Raw genomic sequence first — 21,817 nt, 5'->3', positions numbered from 1 at the left:
CATGGACCTGGTACTTGACCTGCTCTCGACCGTTTCCCGCTGGAGCCGCAGCAACCTGTCGGAGATTTCGCTGGCCTTGGTGGGCTGCCTGCTGGTGCTGTTCGGCACCGACATCAAAAGCTGGGTGGAAGCACGCCTGGGCGGCCTGGCCGGCGCCCTGCGCGTGCCGTTCATGGCGCTGCTGGTGATGATCGGCAGCGGCGCAGCGCTGATCTACGCAACGCCATGGGTGGTCAGAGGGCTGGGGCAGTTCAATAACTATGCGCTGGCACCGGTGCTGCTGGTGGTGCTGGTGCTGATTGGTGTGGTGGCCGACAGGCGCGGCTGATCGCCAATTGAAAACCGCCTCTTGCGCGGCGGTACTCATGGGTTGCAGGTATGCGTCACTGCAACAATTTCATCTGCAGCGGTTGCGAACGCTGCCCCGCGTAATCAACGCCGACCGCGCACAGCCGGATATCTTCCGTCACCGCCAACTTTCGCGTCCCGGCCAAGGCCCGGTAGCCTGACTCGTCAACACAGTCAGTGATATTCCACGGGCCGCTCTTGAGCTCGACCCGCCGGAACAGGATCTGCTCAGGCTCGACAGTCACAAGATAGGCATTGCGGCCTTTCAAATCCTCGTATGGCGGGTCGATTTTCAACTCCGGTTGACTGGCTGAGCCAGCACTGTCGGGTTCCCCGCGCCAAGCTGAAGCCCTCGATCAGGACATTGATCGGGCTGCCCGATACTTGCGCCGGGCCATAGCCATCGCCCTGCTCGCATTGGTCCGGCCACTGGGCGAGCTTGGCCTGGTACAGCGTCGTGGTTGTATACAAAGCCTGGTTTGCCGCTGCCGACTTTGAAGATTACTAAAAGGCCGCCCCGGCTAGCCGCGGCGGCCTCTCACCCGATCAACCCTTAGCGGGCATCATCGAAGTGATCGCGCAAAAAATCCCATACCGTCCTGAAAAAGATCAGGGCTCGGATGAGCTTCCAGGCGCGGCTCAGCGTATCAAGCAAACGCTTCATAAGCCTTGGCCTCCGTGTTGGCTGGGCCAATCTTCCAGTGTCTGACCGGCACTTCGACACCTTCGGAGATCGTGTGGATGATATCCAGTGAAGTGGCCAGGTAGATGGCCCTTCGAAATGACTACCGGCGCGGTTCGTGGGCCGCGTCGAAGGGGCCGAGACAACAGAACGAATTCGGTTCCCGGCCCGCCACTGGAAATACTCACACGAGAGCGGAGTGATCATAGGTCAGCGGAACGCTCAAGGCTGTTACCGACTCAGTCACACCTAATGCCGGATACTTCCTCGATTGACGCGGTTCGAACGCAGCCCTAGTATTTCGTCTGTGGATGGTATCCAGTGGAACCAAAGTCCGCAGGCTGAGGATTCGTAACCCGAAGCCCGCATAAAAAAACCGCCCTTCGCAGGCGGTTTTTTTTTCGCCTGCAGTTTTGCAGGCCCGGGCAAAAGACGCTGGGCGTCGGCAGCTCAGTCGACCTTCTCGAACTTCAGGTCCCACACACCATGCCCAAGGCGCTCGCCACGGCGCTCGAACTTGGTGACCGGGCGCTCTTCAGGGCGTGGCACGTAAGCGCCATCGGCGGCCTGGTTGCGATAGCCCGGCGCCACGCTCATCACTTCCAGCATGTACTCGGCATAGGGCTCCCAGTCGGTGGCCATGTGGAACACGCCGCCCACCTTGAGCTTGCTGCGTACCAGCTCGGCAAAGCCTGCCTGCACGATACGGCGCTTGTGGTGGCGCGCCTTGTGCCACGGGTCGGGGAAGAACAGCATCAGCCGGTCAAGGCTGTTGTCGGCCACGCAGCGGTTCAGCACCTCAATGGCATCGCAGTCGTACACCCGCAGGTTCGTAAGGCCTTGCGTCAGCACACCGTTGAGCAGTGCACCGACACCCGGGCGGTGCACTTCCACACCGATGAAGTCCAGCTCGGGCGAGGCCGCGGCCATTTCCAGCAGCGAGTGGCCCATGCCGAAACCGATCTCCAGGGTGCGCGGCGCCGAACGGCCGAACACTTGGTCGTAGTCCACCGGGCTGTCGGCCAACGGCAGGATGAACTGCGGGCCGCCCTGGTCCAGGCCGCGTTGCTGGCCTTCGGTCATGCGCCCGGCGCGCATCACGAAGCTCTTGATGCGGCGGTGCGGGCGCTCTTCGCCTTCGGCGGTGATCGGCGTTTCTTGCGAGTCAGTCATCGGGGGCTCTTACTTGATCAGACCTTCCAGCGGCGAGGACGCGCTGGCATAGAGTTTCTTCGGCATGCGTCCGGCGAGGTACGCCATGCGGCCGGCGAGAATGGCGTGCTTCATGGCCTCGGCCATCACGACCGGTTGCTGGGCATGGGCGATCGCCGAGTTCATCAGCACCGCCTCGCAGCCCATTTCCATGGCGATGGTGGCGTCGGAGGCGGTACCCACGCCGGCATCGACCAGCACCGGCACTTTCGATTCTTCGAGGATGATCTGCAGGTTGTAGGGGTTGCAGATACCCAGGCCGGTACCGATCAGGCCGGCCAGCGGCATGACCGCGATGCAGCCGGCTTCGGCCAGCTGGCGTGCGATGATCGGGTCGTCGCTGGTGTAGACCATCACGTCGAAACCTTCCTTGACCAGCACTTCGGCGGCCTTGAGGGTCTCGATCACGTTGGGGAACAGGGTTTTCTGATCGGCCAGCACTTCCAGCTTCACCAGGGTGCGGGTCTCGTGGGACTTGTGGCCCTCGAGTAGCTCACGGGCCAGGCGGCAGGTGCGCACCGCTTCAACCGCATCAAAGCAACCGGCGGTGTTTGGCAGGATGGTGTACTTGTCGGGCGACAGCACATCGAGCAGGTTCGGCTCACCGGCATTCTGGCCCAGGTTGGTGCGGCGCACGGCTACGGTGACGATCTCGGAACCCGAGGCTTCAGTGGCCAGGCGGGTTTCTTCCATGTCACGGTATTTGCCGGTACCGACCAGCAGGCGCGACTGGAAAGTGCGCCCGGCCAGGATGAAAGGCTTGTCGCTGCGAACGTTGCTCATCGATGTTCCTCTGCAAAGGTTACGGGGCTATCGGGTGAAGCGCCGGGTAATTGCTCAACCGCCGCCAATGGCGTGGACCACTTCGACCTGGTCGCCTTCGCTCAACAGCGTACTTTCGTGCTGGCTGCGCGGCACGATGTCCAGGTTCAGTTCCACCGCCACCCGGCGGCCGGCCAGCTCCAGCCGGCCCAGCAGCGCCGCGACGCTCTCGCCTGCGGGCAGTTCGTAAGGCTCACCGTTCAATTGGATGCGCATGCGCACGGCCACCATTGTTCTTTGGGGGCACGCATTCTAGCCCCGATCCACCCCGCAACCCAAGGGCAGCTGACGCCATTAGTCGCGATTGTGGACCGCTCGGTCAGCCCAGGCGCCAGGCGGCCAGCCCCAGGCACAGCCAGCCGGCAAGGAAGCACAGGCCGCCGAAGGGGGTGATGATGCCGAGCTTGCCCACACCGGTGAGGGTGAGCAGGTAGAGGCTGCCGGAAAACAGCACTATCCCTAAGGCGAACAAACCGCCGGCCCAGCCCACAAGGCGGCCAGGCAAGTGCGCGGCGAGCACGGCCACGCCGAAGATCGCCAGGGCATGCACCAGCTGATAGGTGACGCCGGTATGGAAGATCGCCAGGTAATCGGCCGTCAGGCGGTTTTTCAAGCCATGGGCGGCGAACGCCCCCAGGGCGACACCGGTAAAGCCGAAGAACGCGGCAAGCATCAGGAAGCTGCGAAGCATGGGACGACTCCTCGAAAGGGGTCTGTATAATGGCCCGTTCCATCCGTCGGGCCAAGCCATCACCATGCTGTCATCCATTCTGCGTCGCCTCACCCGCGCCCTGCTCTGGTTCGCCGCCGGCAGCATCGCCGTGGTCCTGGTACTGCGCTGGGTGCCGCCACCTGGCACGGCGCTGATGGTCGAGCGCAAGGTGCAGTCGTGGGCCAGTGGCGAGCCGATCGACCTGCAGCGCGACTGGACGCCCTGGGAAGGTATCTCCGATGAGCTCAAGGTGGCGGTGATCGCCGGTGAAGACCAGAAGTTCGCCAGCCACTGGGGCTTCGACATCCCGGCCATCCAGGCGGCGCTGGCCTACAACGAGCGAGGCGGCAAGGTGCGCGGCGCCAGCACGCTCACGCAACAAGTGGCAAAGAACCTGTTCCTGTGGTCGGGCCGCAGCTGGCTGCGCAAGGGCCTGGAGGCCTGGTTCACAGCGCTGATCGAGCTGTTCTGGCCCAAGGAGCGCATTCTTGAGGTGTATTTGAACAGCGCCGAATGGGGCAAGGGCGTATTCGGCGCCCAGGCCGCCGCGCGCTATCACTTCGGCGTGGACGCCAGCCGCCTGACCCGGCAACAGGCCGCGCAACTGGCCGCGGTGCTGCCGAGCCCGATCAAGTGGAGCGCCAGCCGCCCCAGCGCCTATGTGGCCAGCCGCGCCGGGTGGATCCGCCGGCAGATGAGCCAGCTGGGCGGGCCGAGCTACCTGATGCAACTGGACGCTTCGCGCAGGCCGCAAGACAGCAATCGCCTGTAGGAGCGGCCTTGTGCCGCGATGGGCTGCAAAGCAGCCCCGGCAATCTTGCATGATGCTGAAACCCTGGGGCCGCCATGCGGCCCATCGCGGCACAAGGCCGCTCCTACAGAGATCGCGCCAGCCATTGGAAGTCGAGCAAGATTGTTGCCCACACTGGAACAAAACCAATGAAAAAGCCGCTGTCTCTTGCAAGAACAGCGGCTTTTTCGTGAGGCCAAGGCCGATCAGATGGCGATCAGTGCCTTCACCTTGTTCATCGCGTTCTTCTCGAGCTGGCGAATACGCTCGGCAGATACGCTGTACTTCTCGGCCAGCTCGTGCAGGGTGGCCTTTTCTTCGGCCAGCCAGCGCTGGTAGAGGATGTCGCGGCTGCGGTCATCCAGCCCCTGCAGCGCTTCGTGCAGGTTGCTGGTGGAGTTGTCGCTCCAGTCGGCATCTTCAAGTTGCAGGGCCGGGTCGTAGCGGTGGTCTTCCAGGTAGTGCGCAGGCGACTGGAAGGCGCTGTCGTCGTCAGCCTCGGCGGCCGGGTCGAAGGCCATGTCCTGGCCACTCAGGCGGCTTTCCATTTCGCGTACTTCACGAGGCTCCACGCCCAGGCTTTCGGCCACACGATGCACTTCGTCATTGTTCAGCCAGGCCAGGCGCTTCTTCTGGCTGCGCAGGTTGAAGAACAGCTTGCGCTGGGCCTTGGTGGTAGCCACCTTGACGATGCGCCAGTTGCGCAGGATGAACTCGTGGATCTCGGCCTTGATCCAGTGCACCGCGAACGATACCAGGCGCACGCCCATTTCCGGGTTGAAACGCTTGACCGCTTTCATCAGGCCGACGTTGCCTTCCTGGATCAGGTCGGCCTGGGCCAGCCCGTAGCCTGCGTAGCTACGGGCGATATGTACGACAAAACGCAGATGGGCCATCACCATTTGCCGAGCGGCTTCTACATCCTGCTCGTAATAGAGACGCTCGCCCAGATCACGCTCCTGCTCGATCGTCAGCAGGGGTATGCTGTTGACCGTGTGCACATAGGCTTCCAGGTTTGCACCGGGAACCAGGGCATAGGCAGGTTGCAACGAAGTGGTCATTCAAGTACCTCCGACTCACTGGACTCGTGCCTTGTGGGCACTGCCAGCATAGACCCGGAACCGCGAAACAAGTTCCTGAATGAAAAAAGTCAATGCTGGCGAACAAACATTATCGCGGGGCAAGCTCGTTGAGGTGGCGTGCCACTGCGATCCATGCACCGATATACCCTAACAATACCGCGCCGATCAAGAGGGAAACTCCGTCAGAGCCCGGCACCCCACCCAGCGAGAAATCACTGCCGTACAGGCCGGAAAGCCCCACCACCGCGTCGTTGAGCCAGTTCAGACCGAACGCCAGGATGCCCCAGGCAAGCACGCCGGCGCCCAGGCCGTAAAGCGCCCCCATGTAGAGGAAAGGCCGGCGCACGTAGCTGTCGGTACCGCCCACCAGTTTGATCACTTCGATCTCGACACGGCGGTTCTCGATATGTAGACGAATGGTGTTACCAATTACCAACAGCAAGGCAGAAATCAGCATCACCGCCAGGCCGAAGACGAAACGGTCACCGAGCTTGAGGATGGCCGCCAGGCGCTCCACCCACACCAGGTCCAGCTGCGCCGCCTCGACCCGTGGCAGCTCCGCCAGGCGCTGACGAAGGGCTTCCAGGGCCGGCTTGTCGACCTCGGTCGGGGTCACCACCACCACGCCCGGCAACGGGTTGTCCGGCAATTCGCGCAGCGCCTCGCCCAGCCCGGACTGCTGCTGGAATTCTTCCAGCGCCTGCTCGCGGCTGACGTACTGGGCCTCGGCCACACCGGCCATGCCCCTGATCTCGTCGCGCAGGGCCTCGCCGTCGCGGCTGCTGGCATCCAGCTTGAGGTACAGCGAAATCTGCGCCGCGCGCTGCCACGAACCGCCGAGCTTCTCGACGTTCTTCAGCAGCAGCGACAGGCCCATGGGCATGCTCAGCGCCACAGCCATCACCAGGCAGGTGAAGAAGCTGCCGATCGGCTGCTTGCCCAGCCGGCGCAGGCTGTCGGCCAGGCTGGCACGGTGGCTTTCCAGCCAGGCGTGCAGCAGGGTGCGAAAATCCGGGCCGTCGTCGTCAGGCTCGCCGCGTTTTTTCTTCGCCGGCTGCGGGTCGGCGGCCTTGGGCGCAACGCGCTCGGAAACCTTTGGTGTACGTATGGTGCTCATTGCCCGGCCTCCCCATCGCCGATCAAGCGGCCGCGTTGCAGCGTCAACATGCGGTGGCGCATGCGTGCGATCAGCGCCAGGTCGTGGCTGGCGATCAAAACCGTGGTGCCCAGGCGGTTGATATCTTCGAACACGCCCATGATTTCGGCCGCCAGGCGCGGGTCGAGGTTACCGGTGGGTTCGTCGGCCAGCAGCAGGGCCGGCTGATGGACGATGGCGCGGGCAATGCCGACCCGCTGCTGCTGGCCGGTGGACAGGTCGGCCGGGAACAGCTCGCCCTTGTCGCTCAGCGATACGCGCTCCAGCGCCGAATCCACGCGCTTGGCGATTTCGGCCTTGGACAGCCCGAGAATCTGCAGGGGCAGGGCGATGTTGTTGAACACCGTGCGGTCGAACAGCAACTGGTGGTTCTGGAACACCACGCCGATCTGCCGGCGCAGGAACGGGATCTGCGCGTTGCTGATCTGTCCCAGGTCCTGGCCGGCCAGCAGCAGCTTGCCGCTGGTCGGGCGCTCCATGGCCAGCAGCAGGCGCAGCAGGGTGCTCTTGCCGGCGCCGGAGTGGCCGGTGACGAACAGGAACTCGCCACGGCGCGCCCGAAAGCTCAGCTCGTGCAGGCCGACGTGGCCGTTGGGGTAGCGCTTGGCGACCTGTTCGAATCGGATCATGCAGGCTCTCGCTCGGCGAACAGCGCCTTGACGAAGGAATCGGCCTCGAAAGTGCGCAGGTCGTCGATACCCTCGCCCACACCAATGAAGCGGATCGGAATGTTGAACTGCTTGGCCAGGGCGAAGATCACCCCGCCCTTGGCGGTGCCGTCGAGCTTGGTCAGGGCAAGGCCAGTCAGCTCGACACTCTGGTTGAAGTACTTGGCCTGGCTGATGGCGTTTTGCCCGGTGCCGGCATCGAGCACCAACAGCACCTCGTGGGGCGCCTCGACGTCGAGCTTGCCGATCACCCGACGGACCTTTTTCAGCTCTTCCATCAGGTTATCCTTGGTGTGCAGGCGCCCGGCGGTGTCGGCGATCAGCACATCGACGTTACGGGCCTTGGCGGCCTGCACGGCGTCGAAGATCACCGAGGCCGAGTCGGCGCCGGTGTGCTGGGCGATCACCGGGATCTGGTTGCGCTCGCCCCACACCTGCAATTGCTCCACCGCAGCGGCACGGAACGTGTCGCCGGCAGCCAGCATGACCTTCTTGCCTTCGAGCTGCAGCTTCTTGGCCAGCTTGCCGATGGTGGTGGTCTTGCCGGCGCCGTTCACGCCGACCACCAGAATGACGTAGGGCTTGGTCTGCGACTCGATTTTCAGCGGCTGCTCGACCGGGCGCAGCAGCGCGGCCAACTCGTCCTGCAACGACTTGTACAGCGCATCGGCGTCGGCCAGTTGCTTGCGGGCGACCTTCTGCGTGAGGTTCTGGACGATCGCGGAGGTGGCCTCGACACCCACGTCAGCGGTCAGCAGGCGGGTTTCGATTTCATCCAGCAGGTCGTCGTCGATGGCCTTCTTGCCCAGGAACAGGCTGGCCATGCCCTCGCCGATGCTGGCGCTGGTTTTCGAAAGGCCCTGCTTGAGGCGGGCGAAGAAGCCGGTCTTGGCGGCTTCGGCAGGCACCGGCGCAGCGGCGACAGGTGCCACTTCTGCCTCGACCGCAACGGCAGGCCCTGGCTCGGCCGCAGCTTCGACAGCCGGGCGCTCCGGGATGGCAGGCGGCGCCTTGGGTTCCAGGTCCGGTACCAGGGCAACCGGCTCTTCGGCCACCGGCAGCACCAGGTTGCTTACCGGTGCTGGCGCGGCTTCGACTGGCGCAACCTCGGCAGGCACGACACCTGCGGGCTCTGCAGCAGGAGCAGGCTCGACCACAGGCAACTGCAGCGGCTCGGATACCAGCGGTTCGGGCGCTGGCGTCTGCTCAGGGGTAGACGCCACCGGTTCAGGCGCAGGCGGCTCAGACTCAGGCGCCTGGACCACCGGTGCAACAGGCTCGACCGGAGCGGACGGCTCGACGGCAACCTGCGGCGCAACCGGCTCCGGGGCCTGTGCTTCGGGGGCTTGTGGCTGTTCGGCGACTGTTTGTTCCGGCTTCTTGCGGAACCAGCTGAACAGGCCTTTCTTCTCGCCAGCCGCGGCCGGCGCTTTTTTGTCGTCGTTGGAACCAAACATGGAAGACGGCTATCTCAGGGTAGCGATGGGCCAGCAGCGGCACATCGGGAATTCTCACTCACGCAGAACAGACTACTTTGTATCCGGCTGGTTCATGCGCAACGTTTTGTCGTAAGGACCTGCGGGCCAGAACGGCGGCAGGCATGGTCGCCAGGCAACCGGATCAGTATCCTAGCACCTCCTGGCCCGCCGACGCTAAACCCAAGCGGGCCGCCGAACAGGTTAAACACCGTATGAATGCTCTAGCCCGCCGCGCCGCTGGCCTGTTGCTCGGCACGCTGTGCCTGCCGCTTGCGGCCCTGGCCGCCGATGTGCAACCCACCCACGAATTCATCCTCGACAACGGCCTGAAAGTGGTCGTGCGCGAGGACCACCGCGCCCCGGTGGTGGTCTCGCAGATCTGGTACAAGGTCGGTTCCAGCTACGAAACACCCGGCCAGACCGGCCTCTCGCATGCCCTGGAGCACATGATGTTCAAGGGCAGCGCCAAGGTTGGCCCGGGCGAAGCCTCGCGCATCCTGCGTGACCTGGGCGCCGAAGAGAACGCCTTCACCAGCGACGACTACACCGCCTACTACCAGGTGCTGGCCCGCGACCGCCTGCCGGTGGCCTTCGAGCTGGAAGCCGACCGCCTGGCCAGCCTGCGCCTGCCGGCCGACGAGTTCAGCCGTGAAATCGAGGTCATCAAGGAGGAGCGCCGCCTGCGCACCGACGACCAGCCCGGCGCCAAGGCCTTCGAGCTGTTCCGCGCCATGGCCTACCCGGCCAGCGGCTACCACACCCCGACCATCGGCTGGATGGCCGACCTCGAACGCATGAAGGTCGAAGAGCTGCGCCATTGGTACGAATCCTGGTACGCGCCGAACAACGCAACGCTGGTGGTGGTGGGTGACGTTACCCCTGACGAGGTGAAAACCCTCGCACAGAAGTACTTCGGCCCCATCCCCAAGCGCGCCGTGCCGCCGAGCAAACTGCCGCTGGAACTGGCCGAGCCCGGCCAGCGCCAGCTGACCCTGCACGTGCGCACCCAGCTGCCGAGCCTGATCTACGGCTTCAACGTGCCGGCCATGGCCACCGCCAAGGACCCACGCACGGTCAACGCCTTGCGCCTGATCTCGGCCCTGCTCGACGGCGGCTACAGCGCGCGCATGCCGGCACGCCTGGAGCGCGGCCAGGAGCTGGTGGCAGGTGCCTCGTCCAGCTACAACGCCTTCACCCGCGGCGACAGCCTGTTCCTGATCTCCGCCACCCCCAACGTGCAAAAGCAAAAGACCCTCGCCGACGTCGAAAAAGGCGTGTGGCAACTGCTCGACGAGCTCAAGAACACTCCGCCAACCGCCGAAGAACTCGAGCGCGTGCGCGCCCAGGTAATCGCCGGCCTGGTCTACGACCGCGACTCCATCAGCAGCCAGGCCACCACCATCGGCCAGCTGGAGACCGTCGGCCTGTCGTGGAAACTCATCGACAGCGAACTGGACGACCTCAAGCGCGTCACCCCGCAAGATATCCAGAGCGCTGCCCGCACCTACTTCACCCGCGAACGCCTGAGCGTTGCCCACGTACTGCCCGAGGAGTCCGCTCATGAGTGATCGCAGCGCACCCCGCTATACCCTGTTCGGCCTGACCCTCATCGCCGCAGTGGTAGGCGCCGCCCTGCTGCTGGCGCGCCCGGCCCAGTCCGAAAACACCAGCCAGGCGCAAAGCGCCGCACGCCCGGCCAACTCGCTGCAGTCGCTGGCCGAACTGGACGGCAAGGCCCCCAGCCGCCGCCAGTTGAACATTCAAAACTGGGCCACCGCCGAAGGTGCCCGGGTACTGTTCGTCGAAGCCCGCGAGCTGCCGATGTTCGACCTGCGCCTGACCTTCGCCGCCGGCAGCAGCCAGGATGGCGCCACGCCAGGCCTGGCCACCCTGACCAACGCGATGCTCAACGAGGGCGTGGCCGGCAAGGACGTCACCGCCATTGCCGAGGGCTTCGAGGGCCTGGGTGCCGACTTCGGCAACGGCTCGTACCGCGACATGGCTGTGGCCTCGCTGCGCAGCCTCAGTGCCGCCGACAAGCGCGAGCCGGCGCTCAAGCTGTTCACCGAGGTGGTCGGCAAGCCGAGCTTCCCCGAAGATGCCCTTAAGCGCATCAAGAACCAACTGCTGGCCGGCTTCGAATATGAAAAGCAGCAGCCCGGCAAGATCGCCGGCAAGGCACTGTTCGCCAACCTGTACGGCAACCACCCCTACGCCCACCCCAGCGACGGCACCGCACAAAGCATTCCCGGCATCACCCTGGAGCAACTGCGCGCCTTCCACGCCAAGGCCTACACCGCCGGCAACGTGGTGATCGCACTGGTCGGCGACCTCAGCCGCAGCGAGGCCGAAGCCATCGCCGCCCAGGTGTCCGCCGGCCTGCCCAAGGGCCCGGCACTGGCCAAGCCGGTGCAACCGGTCGAACCGAAACCGGGCGTGACCCACATCGACTTCCCCAGCAAGCAAACCCACCTGATGCTGGCCGAGCTGGGCATCGACCGTAACGATCCGGACTGGGCCGCACTGTCGCTGGGTAACCAGATCCTTGGCGGTGGCGCCTTCGGCACCCGGCTGATGAGCGAAGTGCGCGAGAAGCGCGGCCTCACCTACGGCGTGTACTCGGTGTTCAGCCCGATGCAGGTGCGCGGCCCGTTCATGATCAACCTGCAGACCCGCGCCGAGCTCAGCGAAGGCACCCTCAAGCTGGTCCAAAGCATCCTCGCCGACTACCTGAAAACCGGCCCCACGCAGCAGGAGCTGGACGACGCCAAGCGCGAGCTGGCCGGCAGCTTCCCGCTGTCCAATGCCAGCAACGCCAGCATCGTCGGGCAACTGGGCGCCATCGGTTTCTACAACCTGCCGCTGACCTGGCTGGAAGACTTCATGCAGCAGTCCCAGGCGCTGACCGTCGAGCAGGTCAAGGCGGCCATGAACAAGCACCTGGCGGCAGACAAGCTGGTGATCGTCACCGCCGGCCCCAAGGTCGAGCAGAAGCCGCTGCCTGCCCCCACTGACAAACCCGCCGAGCAACCGCTCGGTGTACCGGAGCACTGATGGCACGACCCTCCACCCCCAACCCGGCCCCCAGCAAAGGGGCAGGCCAGCTGCGCATCATCGCCGGCGAGTGGCGCAGCCGCCGCCTGGCGGTGCCCGAAGGCGAAGGCCTGCGCCCCACCCCGGACCGCGTGCGCGAAACCCTGTTCAACTGGCTGGCGCCCTACATCGAAGGCGCCCAGGTGCTCGACGCCTTCACCGGCAGTGGCGCGCTGGTGCTCGAGGCGCTGTCCCGCGGCGCCGAGAATGCCGTGGCGCTGGACAGCAACCCGGCCGCCATCGCCAACCTCAAGCACAACCTCGAACTGCTGCGCTGCCCACGTGGGCAGATTCTGCAGACCGACGCCCTGCGCTACCTGCAAGGCCCGACCAAGCAGCAGTTCGATGTGGTGTTTCTCGACCCGCCCTTCCACAAGGACTTGCTGGCCGACACCTGCAACCTGCTGGAACAGGGCCAGTGGCTGCGCGAGCAAGCGTGGGTCTACACCGAAAGCGAGGCCGCCCCGTCCACCCTGCCGATGCCCGGCAACTGGCGCCTGCACCGCGAGAAGAAGACCGGCCAGGTGCACTACGCCCTGTGGCAGCGCGGCTGAGGCCAGCCATTCGGTAGTCCGGTAGATAGTTACCACGGGCAAGCCCCGCTCAAGACTGAAACTGCTCCGCTCCAAACACCGGAGCGTTTCAGTCATGAGCCTTCCACCCGCTTCACTGCACCATTTCACCCTGGCCAACGGGCTGCAGGTGTACCTTCGCGAAGACCACCGCGCCCCGCTGGTCAGTGCACAGCTGTGGTACCACGTCGGCGCCAGCCACGAGCGCGATGGCCAGACTGGCCTTTCGCACATGCTGGAACACCTGATGTTCGAGGGCAGCAGCAAGCTGGCGCCCGGCGAGTACTCGGCCCTGATGACCCGTATCGGCGCCGCACCGAACGCCTTCACCGTCGATGACGCCACGGTCTACCCACTCACCCTGCCCGCCAACCGCCTGGAAATCGGCCTGGAAGCCATGGCCGACGCCATGGCCAGCGCAACCCTCGAAACAGCGCCGTTCGAGCGTGAACTCAAGGTGGTCATGGCCGAACGCCGCAGCCAGGTCGACAACTACCCGCTAGCGCTTGCCCTGGAGCGGCATAACAGCCTGGCCCATGGCCCAAGCCCCTACGCCAACCCTGTCATCGGCCACCTGGCCGACCTGCAGCGCCTGACCCCGGCAGCGGCCCGCAGTTGGTACCAGGACTGGTATCACCCCAACAACGCGACCCTAGCCGTGGCTGGCGCCGTAAGCCTGGAGCGCCTGAAAACCCTGGTCAGCCGCCACTTCACCGCCATCCTTGCCCAACCGCTACCCGCCACCGAGCCCCCCAGGGCAGGCGCCGGGCTCTCAAGGCGCAGCCTGGTCATACGCCAGCGCGGATTACGCGAAGGCTTGCTGATGAGCTTCAACGTGCCCAGCGCAGCCACTGCCGCCAACCCGCAAATGGCCCTGGCCCTGATCCCTGACTTGCTCGCCAAAGGCAGCAGCGCCCGTCTCAAACAACAGCTGCTGCACAAGGAAAACCTGCTCCAGGCCTTGAGTTGCGGCTATGACCCGCTCAAACGGGGCGACAGCCTCATCAACATCTACGCCTTCACAAACGCCGGGGCCACCACCCCCGACGCCGTTGCACAGCGCATCCTCGACGCACTCGGCGCGCTGGGGCAAAACCCGCCCGAAGCGCACGAGCTCGCCCGGGCAAAGGCCCGCCTGCTGGCAAGACAGGTATTCGCCCAGGACGACATCGCCGGACAGGCCCATGCCATCGGCCAACGTGCAGCCAGCGGGCTCGACCCCACCTTGATAGGCGCCGAGCGCCAGGCCGTGCAAGCCGTGACTGCCGAGCAGGTGCGCCAGGCAGCGGCGCAGTACCTGCACGAAGCACGCATGACCACCACCTTGATGCACGGCCAGGAGAATGCTGATGACTGACCACACGCCCTTGTCACTGGACCTGGCGAGCCGATTGCTCAGCGCCCAAGGCCTGGACCTGCAAGCGCCAACACCCATCGACACGCGGGTTCAGTCCTGGCAAACCAGCGCTGGCACGCAGGTAAGCTTCGTCGAGGCACGCGGGTTGCCAATGGTCGACCTGACCCTGCGCTTCAGGGCCGGCAGCGTTCAGGATACTCACCACAGCGGCGTCGCTGCGCTGACCCTGTACAACCTGGATGAAGGCAGCGCAGGCCTGAGCGCCCTCGAGCACGCCGATCGCCTTGAGCGGCTAGGGGCCGTGGTGGACAAACGTGTTCGCCTCGATTACGCCCAACTAAGCCTGCGCACACTCAGCGCGCCGGGCATCCTCGAACCGGCCATTGCCTTGTTCACCGACCTGGTCGCCCGCCCGGACTTTCCCGCCGAGGCCCTGAAAAAGGTCAAGGGGCAGCTGCTTGCCGAGCACGCCAGCCGCCGCTCCCAGGCGCCCACCCGGGTGATCGGCGAGGTCTACCGATACCTGTTCGAAGGCCACTCCTACGGCTTGCCCGAGGGCTCCAGCACAGAGGGCGTGGGGGCTACTGGCCGTGACGATCTGAAGGCGTTCCACCGCATGGCCTATGCAGCGAGCAACCTGCAAATGGTGCTGGTGGGTGACCTGCCGCAAGGCCAGGCCCAGGCCATCGCCGAGCAACTCAGCCAAGCCCTGCCGCAAGGCTGGCGTGCGGCGCAGTTGCCAACACTCCCCAAATCACGGCCCGGCAAGATTCATATCGAGCAAGGCGGCGCAAGCAATACGGTCGCGCTGGCACTTCCTGTCGCAATATCTGTCGAGGCTCCCGAATACTTGAGCCTGGTGCTCGCCTGCGAGGTACTGGGCGCGGGGCCGCAGAGCCGCCTGATGCAGGTGCTGCGCCAGCGTCACGGGCTGACCTATGACGTGCGCGCCAAGCTGCGACCGTTACAAGGCGGCGCGTTGTTCGTGGTGCAATGGGACGTGGCCTCGGACCAAGTCGAGGCTTCTGTGGTACTGGTACGTGAAACGCTGGAGGCGTTCATCCGCCAAGGGCCGAGCGAAGCCGAACTGAGCCATGCCCGCCAGCAGATCGCAGGGCTGCTGGTGCGCAACATCGCCCAGAACGGCCGCCTGGCTGAGCTGCTCGCCGAACTGGGCCACCAGGGGCTGCCAGACGATCACCTGAACACCTACTTGCCTCGGCTGGCCGCGATCGGCCCACGGCAGGTACGCGAGCTGAGCCTGTCGAACCTCGACTTGAACCGCTTGGTGAGGGTCAGCGTCGGGCCCAGCGTCGCGCAAGCCGCACTGGCGCCGGTGCCCGACCAATAGCGCAGGTACAGGGGCGGTGTTTCATGGCACTCTAGGCGGGCAAATCACGAGCCGCCCAGCATGCCCAGCCTCACCGCCCCCTTTCGCCCGGCCACCGGCCTTTCCAACCCGCACCTGCAAACCCTGTGGGGCCCGCTATGGCGCAAGCTGCCGGAGCTTGCCCGCGAGCGCGAGCGGCTATGGCTGGCCGACGGTGATTTTCTCGACCTCGACTGGCATGGCCCGCACCAGGTCGACGCACCGCTGGTGCTGGTACTGCACGGGCTGACCGGCTCTTCCAGCTCGCCCTACGTCAAAGGCTTGCAGCAGGCGCTGCAAACCCAGGGCTGGGCAAGTGTCGCGGTGAACTGGCGCGGCTGCTCGGGCGAGCCGAACCTGCTGGCGCGCAGTTACCACTCAGGTGCCAGCGAAGACCTGGCCGAGACCATCCGCCATCTGCGCGCCAAGCGCCCGCTGGCGCCGCTGTATGCGGTCGGCTATTCGCTGGGGGGCAACATCCTGCTCAAGTACCTGGGCGAAAGTGGCTCGGCGAGCCAGCTGGAAGCGGCGGTGGCGGTTTCGGTGCCGTTTCGCCTGGACCAGTGCGCAGACCGCATTGGCCTTGGGTTTTCCAGGGTTTATCAGGCGCATTTCATGCGCGAGATGCTGGCCTATGTGCAGAGCAAGCAGCGGCATTTCCTTGCCCATGGGCACCATGAGCGCCTGGCCGAGATCGAGCGCCTGGGGCCGCTGCGCAACCTGCGCACGTTCTGGGACTTCGATGGCAAGGTGACTGCCCCGCTCAACGGGTTTCGCGATGCCCACGATTATTATCGGCGGGCGTCCAGCCGGTATTACCTGGGGGGCAATCGCACGCCGACCTTGATCATTCAGGCCAGCGATGATCCGTTTGTGTTTGGGCATAGCGTACCCGGCGCTGATGAACTGGCGGCGCAGACGCGGCTTGAGCTGCTTGAGCGGGGTGGGCATGTGGGGTTTGTCGAGGGGAGTTTGCGTAGGCCTGGGTATTATCTGGAGCGGCGGATTCCTGGGTTTTTGATGGGTGGGGGGTAAGGGGTTCGGGTTCGGGTTCGGGTTCGGGTTCGGGTTCGGGGCTTTAGGGTGATTGCTTTGGGAGATGTATGCGCATTCGTTGACGATATGCGCTTTTCGTCACCTTTCCGCCCTTACGGCGGCTTACTTTTGTCTTGGCAAAAGTAAGCAAAACCGCCTGCTCCCATCATCCGGCCCCCTACGCTGCGCTTCGGGGGTTCCCTCGCTCCGGGCTTGCTCCGGAGGTACGCGCCGACGGGCCGTCCCTGGCCCGATCGGCGCTCGACCGGCATCCATGCCGGTCGCCCTCCTACGCAATCCCTACGCTCGGCCTCCTGAAGTCGCGATTTGTGTTGCCTGGGCTATTGCGCGCTTAGAAGCAAGATCAAGAGCCAGATCAAGAGCCAGATCAAGAGCCAGATCAAGAGCCAGATCAAGAGCTGGGATGTTGGTTTAATTGTTATTGATGTGATGTTTGTTCTGACGCAATCGCGGGGCAAGCCCGTTCTCACGTTAGTTGTGCGCACCAAGTTCTAGCGTGGGAGCGGGCTTGCCCCGCGATTAAATCCTGAGGTCCCACGGTGGCAACTAGCGACCGAGCTGCGTACTTACAGGCGCCGCCCCTAACTTCGCGACTTCAGGAGGCCGAACGCAGGGATTGCGTAGGGGGGCGACCGGCATGGATGCCGGTCGAGCGCCGATCGGGCCAGGGACGGCCCGTCGGCGCGTACCCCCGGAGCAAGCCCGGAGTGAGGGAACCCCGGAGCGAAGCGCAGGGGCCGGATGATGGGAGCGAGCGGTTTTGCTTACTTTTGCCAAGACAAAAGTAAGCCGCCGTAAGGGCGGAAAGGTGAATAAGCGTCAATACAAATAATGAGAGGGTGTCAGAAATTTTGTGTTCGGGCATAACATGAGTAAGAGGTGCATGTATGCCAACCAAAAAGAAACCCCTGCGTGACCTGCCCCAAATCCCCAAAGAGCTGCTAGAGCAGTTCGGTGAGGGCCTGATGACTGCCGAAGCTATCGAGGATGCCTCTGCGGCGTTCAAGAAGGCCCTGATCGAACGCGCCCTGAGTGCCGAGCTGGGCCATCACCTGGGTTATCCGCCGGGCGCGCAGCGCCCAGAGGATGAAACCAATCAACGTAACGGCAAGAGTGGCAAGACTGTTTTAACCGGGGACGGCCCATTGCGGCTGGATATCCCCCGTGACCGAGACGGCAGTTTTGCGCCCATTCTGATTCCCAAGCATGAGCGGCGTTACACCGGTTTCGATGACAAGATCATCGCCATGTATGCACGTGGGATGACGGTCAGAGAGATCCGCGCCTTTTTGTCCGAGCAGTACGGGACGGATGTTTCACCCGATTTCATCAGCTCTGTGACCGCCGAGGTCATGGAAGAAATCGGCGCGTGGCAGCAGCGGCCGCTTGAGCCTATGTACCCGGTCATTTTCTTTGATGCATTGCGGGTGAAGATCCGTGAGGAAGGCCTGGTGCGCAACAAGGCCATTTACCTGGCGCTGGGCGTTCTGCCGGACGGGACGCGCGATATCTTGGGCATCTGGATTGAGAACACCGAGGGTGCGAAGTTCTGGATGAAGGTGTTCAACGACCTCAAGACGCGAGGTGTCGACGATGTCCTTATTGCCGTGACCGATGGTCTTAAAGGCATGCCAGAGGCCCTCAGCGCAGTGTTTCCAGAGACGACGCTACAGACGTGCATCGTCCACCTGATCCGCAACAGCCTGGACTTTGCAGCCTGGGACAAGCGGCGGGCACTGGCCAAGGCGCTCAAGCCGATCTACCAGGCCATCAATGCCGAAGCGGCTGAGCAGGCGCTCGATGAGTTTGAAAGTGGGCCTTGGGGCAAGCAATATCCAACGGTCGTTGCGGCCTGGAGACGCGCTTGGGATCGAGTGATCCCCTTCTTTGTCTTCCCGCCGGCCATCCGGAAAGTGATTTACACCACCAATGCCATCGAAAGCATCAATGCCCAGCTGCGCAAGATCATCAAGACCCGGGGTCATTTCCCGAACGATGAAGCAGCCACCAAGCTGATCTGGCTGGGTCTGAGAAACATCACGGCGAACTGGGGCTCAGCGGCGCATGATTGGAAAAGTGCGATGAATCAATTCGCGATTTTGTACGGGGATCGATTCATCAGGCCAACCTGGTGAAAATCAGGGCCTGCTTGACGGCAGGCCGCTACCGGCCCGCACACAAAAAAACTGACACTCCCAATAATGAATGCGCATCCAACTTCCAACACAAACCAAACAACCAAACAACCAACGTCCCCCACTCAATCCCCCTTAACAACCCCCCGCGAAGAATCATTGATCCACTCACTCCAAGACCCCGCATATAACCGCCCCAACGGATACCCCGCCAACGCCAGGGCAAACAGGTTATGGCAAGCCGTCACCCCCGACCCGCAATAAGCCACCAGTTGCTCGGGCTCACGCCCACCCAGCTTCTCGGCAAACCGCGCAGCCAACTGCTCGGCCGGCAAAAACCGCCCATCCGCCCCCAGGTTGTCGGTAAACGCCGCACACTGCGCCCCCGGAATATGCCCGGCCACCGGGTCGATCGGCTCCACTTCACCGCGAAACCGCGGCAACGCCCGGGCATCGAGCAAGGTCATCGCCGGGTCGTCCAGGCGCTTGGCCAGGTGCTGGGCATCGATCAGCAATTTCATGTCCGGCTCACCGCTGAAGGTGCCCTCGCGGCGCACCGGCGGGTCCAGGCTCAATGGCAGGTGCGCCGCGTGCCAGGCCTTCAGGCCGCCATCCAGAATGAACACGCCGTCGCGCTTGCCCAACCACGCCAGCAACCACCAGGCCCTCGCGGCAAACGCGCCCGGGCCGTCGTCATACAGCACCACTTCACTGTCGGCATCTACCCCCCACTCACGCAGGCGCTCGACCAAGTGCCCAGGCTCAGGCAGCGGGTGCCGCCCGGTACGGCCCTTGACCACCGGCCCGCTGAGGTCGCGCTCAAGGTCGGCGAAATGCGCACCGGCGATATGCCCCAGGGCATAGCTGCGCTGACCATAGTCGACGTCTTCCAGGGCAAAACGGCAATCGAGGATCACCAGGCCAGGCGCATCCAGGCGCTCGGCCAGCTGCTGCGGGGTGATCAGTTGCGCAAGGGGCATGACAATCTCCTGATGGGTGGCTCAAGGGCGCCGGCTCAGTGCTCCAGCGCCTGGTTGAAGGGTATGTGGAATTCGTCGCACAAGCTGTCGACCGCGACGCGCGAGCCGGGCGTAACGAAACCCAGCTCCAGCACCAACACCTGATAGACGCCGCGCTTGAAGGCTTCTTCACCCAGGTGCGCGGAATGCTCGCGGGTAGTGCTGAGAAAACGCACCCAGGACGTCAGCACGATCCAGGCGTTGATGGTCAGCGATTCGATCTGCGTGGTGTCCATGGCCAGGATGCCGGCCTCGACGAAGCCACGGTAGATCGCCTGGCCCTGCTGCAGGCAGCGCTGCGAGAAACGCCGGTAGCGCGCGGCAAGCTCGGGGTCGCTGTCCAGCAGGTGCTCGAGGTCGCGGTGCAGGAAGCGGTAGTTCCACATCGCCGCCAGCAGTGCTTTCAAATAAAAACGCTTGTCCTCGACCGTGGCGCCACGGCCCTGGGGCGGGCGCAGAAAACTGTCGACCAGCTCTTCGTACTGGCTGAACAGTACGGCGATGATCGCCTGCTTGTTGGGGAAGTGGTAGTAGAGGTTGCCGGGCGAAATTTCCATGTGCGCGGCGATGTGGTTGGTACTGACACTGCGCTCGCCCTGCTGGTTGAACAGCTCCAGGCTGTTCTGCACGATGCGCTCACGGGTCTTGATGCGCGGGGCCATGCTCAGCTCCAGTCTCCAGGCTCACGGTCAAGTAGGCATCATACGGTTTGCCACCGCGATGCGTCAGGTGAAGGCTGCGTAAAAGTCCGCAGGTTGGGCGGAAAAACCCCTCACCGGGCAGCGAATTAGAGTATAGGCTCTATTCACCTTTGATCGCCGGTGCCCGCGCCATGACCTCGACCCTGCCCCCTGTCTGTTCGGACCTCGGCCTGGAGGCGACGTTCGCCGACCTGCACCGGGCTTTTGCCAGCCACCCCATGCCACCCGCTGCGCAGCGCCGGCAGTGGCTGAAAAGCCTGCGCCAAGCGCTGGTGAACGGGCAGCAGGCACTGATTGAAGCCATCGACCGTGACTTCGACGGGCGCAGTGCGGACGAAACCCTGCTGGCCGAACTGCTGCCATCGGTGCAGGGCCTGCGCCATGCCGAGCGCCACCTGCAGCGCTGGATGCGCCCTGCCAAGCGCCGCGCCGGCCTGGCCTTCCAGCCGGCCAGCGCACGGGTGCTGTACCAGCCACTGGGGGTGGTGGGCATCATCGTGCCGTGGAACTACCCGCTGTTTCTCGCCATCGGCCCGCTGACCTGCGCCCTGGCCGCCGGCAACCGGGTAATGCTCAAGCTCAGCGAAGCCACCCCGGCTACCGGGCAAGCGCTCAAGGCGATGCTGGGGCAGGTATTCCCCGAAGACCTGGTGAGCGTGGTGCTGGGCGATGTGCAGGTGGGCCAGGCCTTCGCCCGCCTGCCGTTCGACCACCTGCTGTTCACCGGCGCCACCGGCGTCGGCCGCCAGGTAATGCTGGCCGCAGCGCAAAACCTCACCCCGGTGACCCTGGAGCTGGGCGGCAAGTCGCCGGCCATCGTTTCGCAGGACGTGCCGCTGGCCACCGCCGCCGAGCGCATCGCCTTCGGCAAGACCCTCAACGCCGGGCAGACCTGCGTCGCCCCCGACTATGTGCTGGTGCCCCGCGAGCGCCTGGGCGCCTTCGCCGAGGCCTACCGCCAGGCAGTGCACCGGCTATACCCACGCGTTGCCGACAACCCCGACTACAGCGCGATCATCAACCCGCGCCAGCTGGAGCGCCTGGAGCGGCTGTTGAGCGATGCCCGCGAACAAGGCGCCGAAGTGCGCGACCTGTACCCTGACCAGCCCCGCCAGGGCCGGCGCCTGCCGCCACACCTGCTGCTGGAGGTGAACGAGCACATGCAGGTGATGCAGGAAGAAATATTTGGCCCGCTGCTGCCTCTGGTGCCCTACGACAGCCTCGATGAAGCACTGGCCTACATCAACCAGCGCCCTCGCCCGCTGGCGCTCTACTACTTCGGCTACGACCGCAGCGAGCAGGCGCGGGTGCTGCGCGACACCCACTCCGGCGGCGTCTGCCTCAACGACACCTTGCTGCACGTGGCCCAGGACGACCTGCCGTTCGGCGGCATCGGCCCTTCGGGCATGGGCCATTACCACGGGCGCGAGGGTTTCCAGACCTTCAGCAAGGCCAAGGCGGTGCTGGCCAAGCAGCGCCTGAACGCCGCCCGGCTGATCTACCCGCCCTACGGCAAAGCCCTGCAACGCTTGGTGTACAAGCTGTTCATCCGTTGAAAAGGGGCT

General features: G+C 64.4%; 21 protein-coding genes. 10 read left to right on the top strand and 11 right to left on the bottom strand.

Translation table 11 applies throughout. The annotated features are described in order from the left end of the window. The first annotated feature begins 1 nt into the window (after nucleotide 1). Nucleotides 2-328, top strand: coding sequence for a DUF3392 family protein (locus tag KSS93_RS03600; protein ID WP_217887181.1), 327 nt, complete (start codon nucleotides 2-4; stop codon nucleotides 326-328). 55 nt (nucleotides 329-383) lie between these two features. Here KSS93_RS03600 and KSS93_RS03595 read toward each other — a convergent pair whose 3' ends face one another. The 5 genes from KSS93_RS03595 to KSS93_RS03575 all read right to left on the bottom strand — a co-directional run bounded on the left by KSS93_RS03595 (nucleotide 384) and on the right by KSS93_RS03575 (nucleotide 3,755). Continuing rightward, entirely contained in the window at nucleotides 384-644 is a 261-nt protein-coding gene (locus tag KSS93_RS03595) for a hypothetical protein (RefSeq protein WP_217887180.1), read from the bottom strand. 836 nt (nucleotides 645-1,480) lie between these two features. Continuing rightward, entirely contained in the window at nucleotides 1,481-2,203 is a 723-nt protein-coding gene (gene trmB / locus KSS93_RS03590) for a tRNA (guanosine(46)-N7)-methyltransferase TrmB (RefSeq protein ID WP_217887179.1), read from the bottom strand. Nucleotides 2,204-2,212: 9 nt separating this feature from the next. After that, complete coding sequence (locus KSS93_RS03585; protein ID WP_217887178.1) at nucleotides 2,213-3,025, bottom strand: thiazole synthase; 813 nt, start codon at nucleotides 3,023-3,025, stop codon at nucleotides 2,213-2,215. Nucleotides 3,026-3,079: 54 nt separating this feature from the next. Further along, nucleotides 3,080-3,280, bottom strand: a complete 201-nt coding sequence (thiS, locus tag KSS93_RS03580; protein WP_166885687.1) for a sulfur carrier protein ThiS — start codon at nucleotides 3,278-3,280, stop codon at nucleotides 3,080-3,082. Between the two features lie 103 nt (nucleotides 3,281-3,383). Beyond that, entirely contained in the window at nucleotides 3,384-3,755 is a 372-nt protein-coding gene (locus KSS93_RS03575; RefSeq protein ID WP_217887177.1) for a DUF423 domain-containing protein, read from the bottom strand. Nucleotides 3,756-3,819: 64 nt separating this feature from the next. Between KSS93_RS03575 and mtgA the strand changes: the two genes are divergently transcribed. Next, on the top strand, nucleotides 3,820-4,548 hold the full coding sequence (gene mtgA, locus KSS93_RS03570) for a monofunctional biosynthetic peptidoglycan transglycosylase (protein ID WP_217887176.1): 729 nt from the start codon (nucleotides 3,820-3,822) through the stop codon (nucleotides 4,546-4,548). A gap of 224 nt (nucleotides 4,549-4,772) precedes the next feature. Here mtgA and rpoH read toward each other — a convergent pair whose 3' ends face one another. From rpoH to ftsY, 4 genes are all read right to left on the bottom strand, one after another. Continuing rightward, on the bottom strand, nucleotides 4,773-5,627 hold the full coding sequence (rpoH, locus tag KSS93_RS03565; RefSeq protein ID WP_217887175.1) for an RNA polymerase sigma factor RpoH: 855 nt from the start codon (nucleotides 5,625-5,627) through the stop codon (nucleotides 4,773-4,775). Between the two features lie 109 nt (nucleotides 5,628-5,736). Beyond that, nucleotides 5,737-6,765, bottom strand: a complete 1,029-nt coding sequence (ftsX, locus tag KSS93_RS03560) for a permease-like cell division protein FtsX (protein WP_217887174.1) — start codon at nucleotides 6,763-6,765, stop codon at nucleotides 5,737-5,739. Continuing rightward, nucleotides 6,762-7,433, bottom strand: coding sequence for a cell division ATP-binding protein FtsE (gene ftsE, locus KSS93_RS03555; RefSeq protein ID WP_011531723.1), 672 nt, complete (start codon nucleotides 7,431-7,433; stop codon nucleotides 6,762-6,764). The genes ftsX and ftsE overlap by 4 nt, the downstream gene beginning before the upstream one ends. Next, on the bottom strand, nucleotides 7,430-8,929 hold the full coding sequence (ftsY, locus tag KSS93_RS03550) for a signal recognition particle-docking protein FtsY (protein ID WP_217887173.1): 1,500 nt from the start codon (nucleotides 8,927-8,929) through the stop codon (nucleotides 7,430-7,432). The genes ftsE and ftsY overlap by 4 nt, the downstream gene beginning before the upstream one ends. A 233-nt stretch (nucleotides 8,930-9,162) precedes the next feature. On the opposite strand from ftsY, the gene KSS93_RS03545 reads away from it, so the two are divergent. From KSS93_RS03545 to KSS93_RS03515, 7 genes are all read left to right on the top strand, one after another. Continuing rightward, nucleotides 9,163-10,518 (top strand): M16 family metallopeptidase, encoded by a 1,356-nt coding sequence (locus tag KSS93_RS03545; protein WP_217887172.1) that lies wholly within the window; start codon nucleotides 9,163-9,165, stop codon nucleotides 10,516-10,518. After that, nucleotides 10,511-12,004: a M16 family metallopeptidase gene (locus tag KSS93_RS03540; protein ID WP_217887171.1), complete on the top strand. Its 1,494-nt coding sequence runs from the start codon at nucleotides 10,511-10,513 to the stop codon at nucleotides 12,002-12,004. Before KSS93_RS03545 ends, KSS93_RS03540 begins: the two co-directional genes overlap by 8 nt. After that, nucleotides 12,004-12,597 (top strand): 16S rRNA (guanine(966)-N(2))-methyltransferase RsmD, encoded by a 594-nt coding sequence (rsmD, locus tag KSS93_RS03535; protein ID WP_217887170.1) that lies wholly within the window; start codon nucleotides 12,004-12,006, stop codon nucleotides 12,595-12,597. Before KSS93_RS03540 ends, rsmD begins: the two co-directional genes overlap by 1 nt. 94 nt (nucleotides 12,598-12,691) lie before the next feature. Next, the gene (locus KSS93_RS03530) at nucleotides 12,692-13,972 is read left to right on the top strand and encodes a M16 family metallopeptidase (protein ID WP_217887169.1); all 1,281 of its coding nucleotides are present in this window, start codon (nucleotides 12,692-12,694) and stop codon (nucleotides 13,970-13,972) included. Continuing rightward, nucleotides 13,965-15,323: a M16 family metallopeptidase gene (locus tag KSS93_RS03525; protein ID WP_217887168.1), complete on the top strand. Its 1,359-nt coding sequence runs from the start codon at nucleotides 13,965-13,967 to the stop codon at nucleotides 15,321-15,323. Before KSS93_RS03530 ends, KSS93_RS03525 begins: the two co-directional genes overlap by 8 nt. A gap of 60 nt (nucleotides 15,324-15,383) precedes the next feature. Further along, a complete protein-coding gene (locus tag KSS93_RS03520; protein ID WP_217887167.1) occupies nucleotides 15,384-16,376 on the top strand; it encodes a hydrolase in 993 nt (330 codons plus the stop codon). A 908-nt stretch (nucleotides 16,377-17,284) separates the two neighbouring features. After that, on the top strand, nucleotides 17,285-18,532 hold the full coding sequence (locus tag KSS93_RS03515; protein WP_217884661.1) for an IS256 family transposase: 1,248 nt from the start codon (nucleotides 17,285-17,287) through the stop codon (nucleotides 18,530-18,532). Nucleotides 18,533-18,657: 125 nt separating this feature from the next. On the opposite strand, the gene KSS93_RS03510 is transcribed toward KSS93_RS03515, so the two are convergent. Next, nucleotides 18,658-19,512 carry a sulfurtransferase gene (locus KSS93_RS03510; RefSeq protein WP_217887166.1) on the bottom strand — a complete coding sequence of 285 codons (855 nt, stop codon included), beginning with the start codon at nucleotides 19,510-19,512 and terminating at the stop codon, nucleotides 18,658-18,660. A 35-nt stretch (nucleotides 19,513-19,547) separates the two neighbouring features. Continuing rightward, nucleotides 19,548-20,213 carry a TetR/AcrR family transcriptional regulator gene (locus KSS93_RS03505; RefSeq protein ID WP_217887165.1) on the bottom strand — a complete coding sequence of 222 codons (666 nt, stop codon included), beginning with the start codon at nucleotides 20,211-20,213 and terminating at the stop codon, nucleotides 19,548-19,550. 170 nt (nucleotides 20,214-20,383) lie between these two features. Here KSS93_RS03505 and KSS93_RS03500 point away from each other — a divergent pair, with 170 nt between their 5' ends. Then, the gene (locus KSS93_RS03500; RefSeq protein WP_217887164.1) at nucleotides 20,384-21,808 is read left to right on the top strand and encodes a coniferyl aldehyde dehydrogenase; all 1,425 of its coding nucleotides are present in this window, start codon (nucleotides 20,384-20,386) and stop codon (nucleotides 21,806-21,808) included. Nucleotides 21,809-21,817 lie beyond the last annotated feature (9 nt).

Source organism: Pseudomonas xanthosomatis (genome assembly GCF_019139835.1).
Classification (GTDB): Bacteria; Pseudomonadota; Gammaproteobacteria; order Pseudomonadales; family Pseudomonadaceae; genus Aquipseudomonas; species Aquipseudomonas fakonensis.
Note: the sequence above shows the minus strand (reverse complement) of the source record. Positions and strands in the feature narration are given on the sequence as shown.

What these genes read in the sequence shown, in the direction of transcription:
- KSS93_RS03530 (WP_217887169.1), top strand. Translation starts at nt 12,692, where the DNA reads ATGAGCCTTCCACCCGCTTCACTGCACCATTTCACCCTGGCCAACGGG.
- KSS93_RS03505 (WP_217887165.1), bottom strand. Translation starts at nt 20,213, where the DNA reads ATGGCCCCGCGCATCAAGACCCGTGAGCGCATCGTGCAGAACAGCCTG.
- KSS93_RS03510 (WP_217887166.1), bottom strand. Translation starts at nt 19,512, where the DNA reads ATGCCCCTTGCGCAACTGATCACCCCGCAGCAGCTGGCCGAGCGCCTG.
- mtgA (WP_217887176.1), top strand. Translation starts at nt 3,820, where the DNA reads ATGCTGTCATCCATTCTGCGTCGCCTCACCCGCGCCCTGCTCTGGTTC.
- KSS93_RS03540 (WP_217887171.1), top strand. Translation starts at nt 10,511, where the DNA reads ATGAGTGATCGCAGCGCACCCCGCTATACCCTGTTCGGCCTGACCCTC.
- KSS93_RS03515 (WP_217884661.1), top strand. Translation starts at nt 17,285, where the DNA reads ATGCCAACCAAAAAGAAACCCCTGCGTGACCTGCCCCAAATCCCCAAA.
- rsmD (WP_217887170.1), top strand. Translation starts at nt 12,004, where the DNA reads ATGGCACGACCCTCCACCCCCAACCCGGCCCCCAGCAAAGGGGCAGGC.
- KSS93_RS03525 (WP_217887168.1), top strand. Translation starts at nt 13,965, where the DNA reads ATGACTGACCACACGCCCTTGTCACTGGACCTGGCGAGCCGATTGCTC.
- KSS93_RS03585 (WP_217887178.1), bottom strand. Translation starts at nt 3,025, where the DNA reads ATGAGCAACGTTCGCAGCGACAAGCCTTTCATCCTGGCCGGGCGCACT.
- KSS93_RS03500 (WP_217887164.1), top strand. Translation starts at nt 20,384, where the DNA reads ATGACCTCGACCCTGCCCCCTGTCTGTTCGGACCTCGGCCTGGAGGCG.
- ftsE (WP_011531723.1), bottom strand. Translation starts at nt 7,433, where the DNA reads ATGATCCGATTCGAACAGGTCGCCAAGCGCTACCCCAACGGCCACGTC.
- thiS (WP_166885687.1), bottom strand. Translation starts at nt 3,280, where the DNA reads ATGCGCATCCAATTGAACGGTGAGCCTTACGAACTGCCCGCAGGCGAG.
- KSS93_RS03520 (WP_217887167.1), top strand. Translation starts at nt 15,384, where the DNA reads ATGCCCAGCCTCACCGCCCCCTTTCGCCCGGCCACCGGCCTTTCCAAC.
- trmB (WP_217887179.1), bottom strand. Translation starts at nt 2,203, where the DNA reads ATGACTGACTCGCAAGAAACGCCGATCACCGCCGAAGGCGAAGAGCGC.
- rpoH (WP_217887175.1), bottom strand. Translation starts at nt 5,627, where the DNA reads ATGACCACTTCGTTGCAACCTGCCTATGCCCTGGTTCCCGGTGCAAAC.
- ftsY (WP_217887173.1), bottom strand. Translation starts at nt 8,929, where the DNA reads ATGTTTGGTTCCAACGACGACAAAAAAGCGCCGGCCGCGGCTGGCGAG.
- KSS93_RS03545 (WP_217887172.1), top strand. Translation starts at nt 9,163, where the DNA reads ATGAATGCTCTAGCCCGCCGCGCCGCTGGCCTGTTGCTCGGCACGCTG.
- KSS93_RS03600 (WP_217887181.1), top strand. Translation starts at nt 2, where the DNA reads ATGGACCTGGTACTTGACCTGCTCTCGACCGTTTCCCGCTGGAGCCGC.
- ftsX (WP_217887174.1), bottom strand. Translation starts at nt 6,765, where the DNA reads ATGAGCACCATACGTACACCAAAGGTTTCCGAGCGCGTTGCGCCCAAG.
- KSS93_RS03575 (WP_217887177.1), bottom strand. Translation starts at nt 3,755, where the DNA reads ATGCTTCGCAGCTTCCTGATGCTTGCCGCGTTCTTCGGCTTTACCGGT.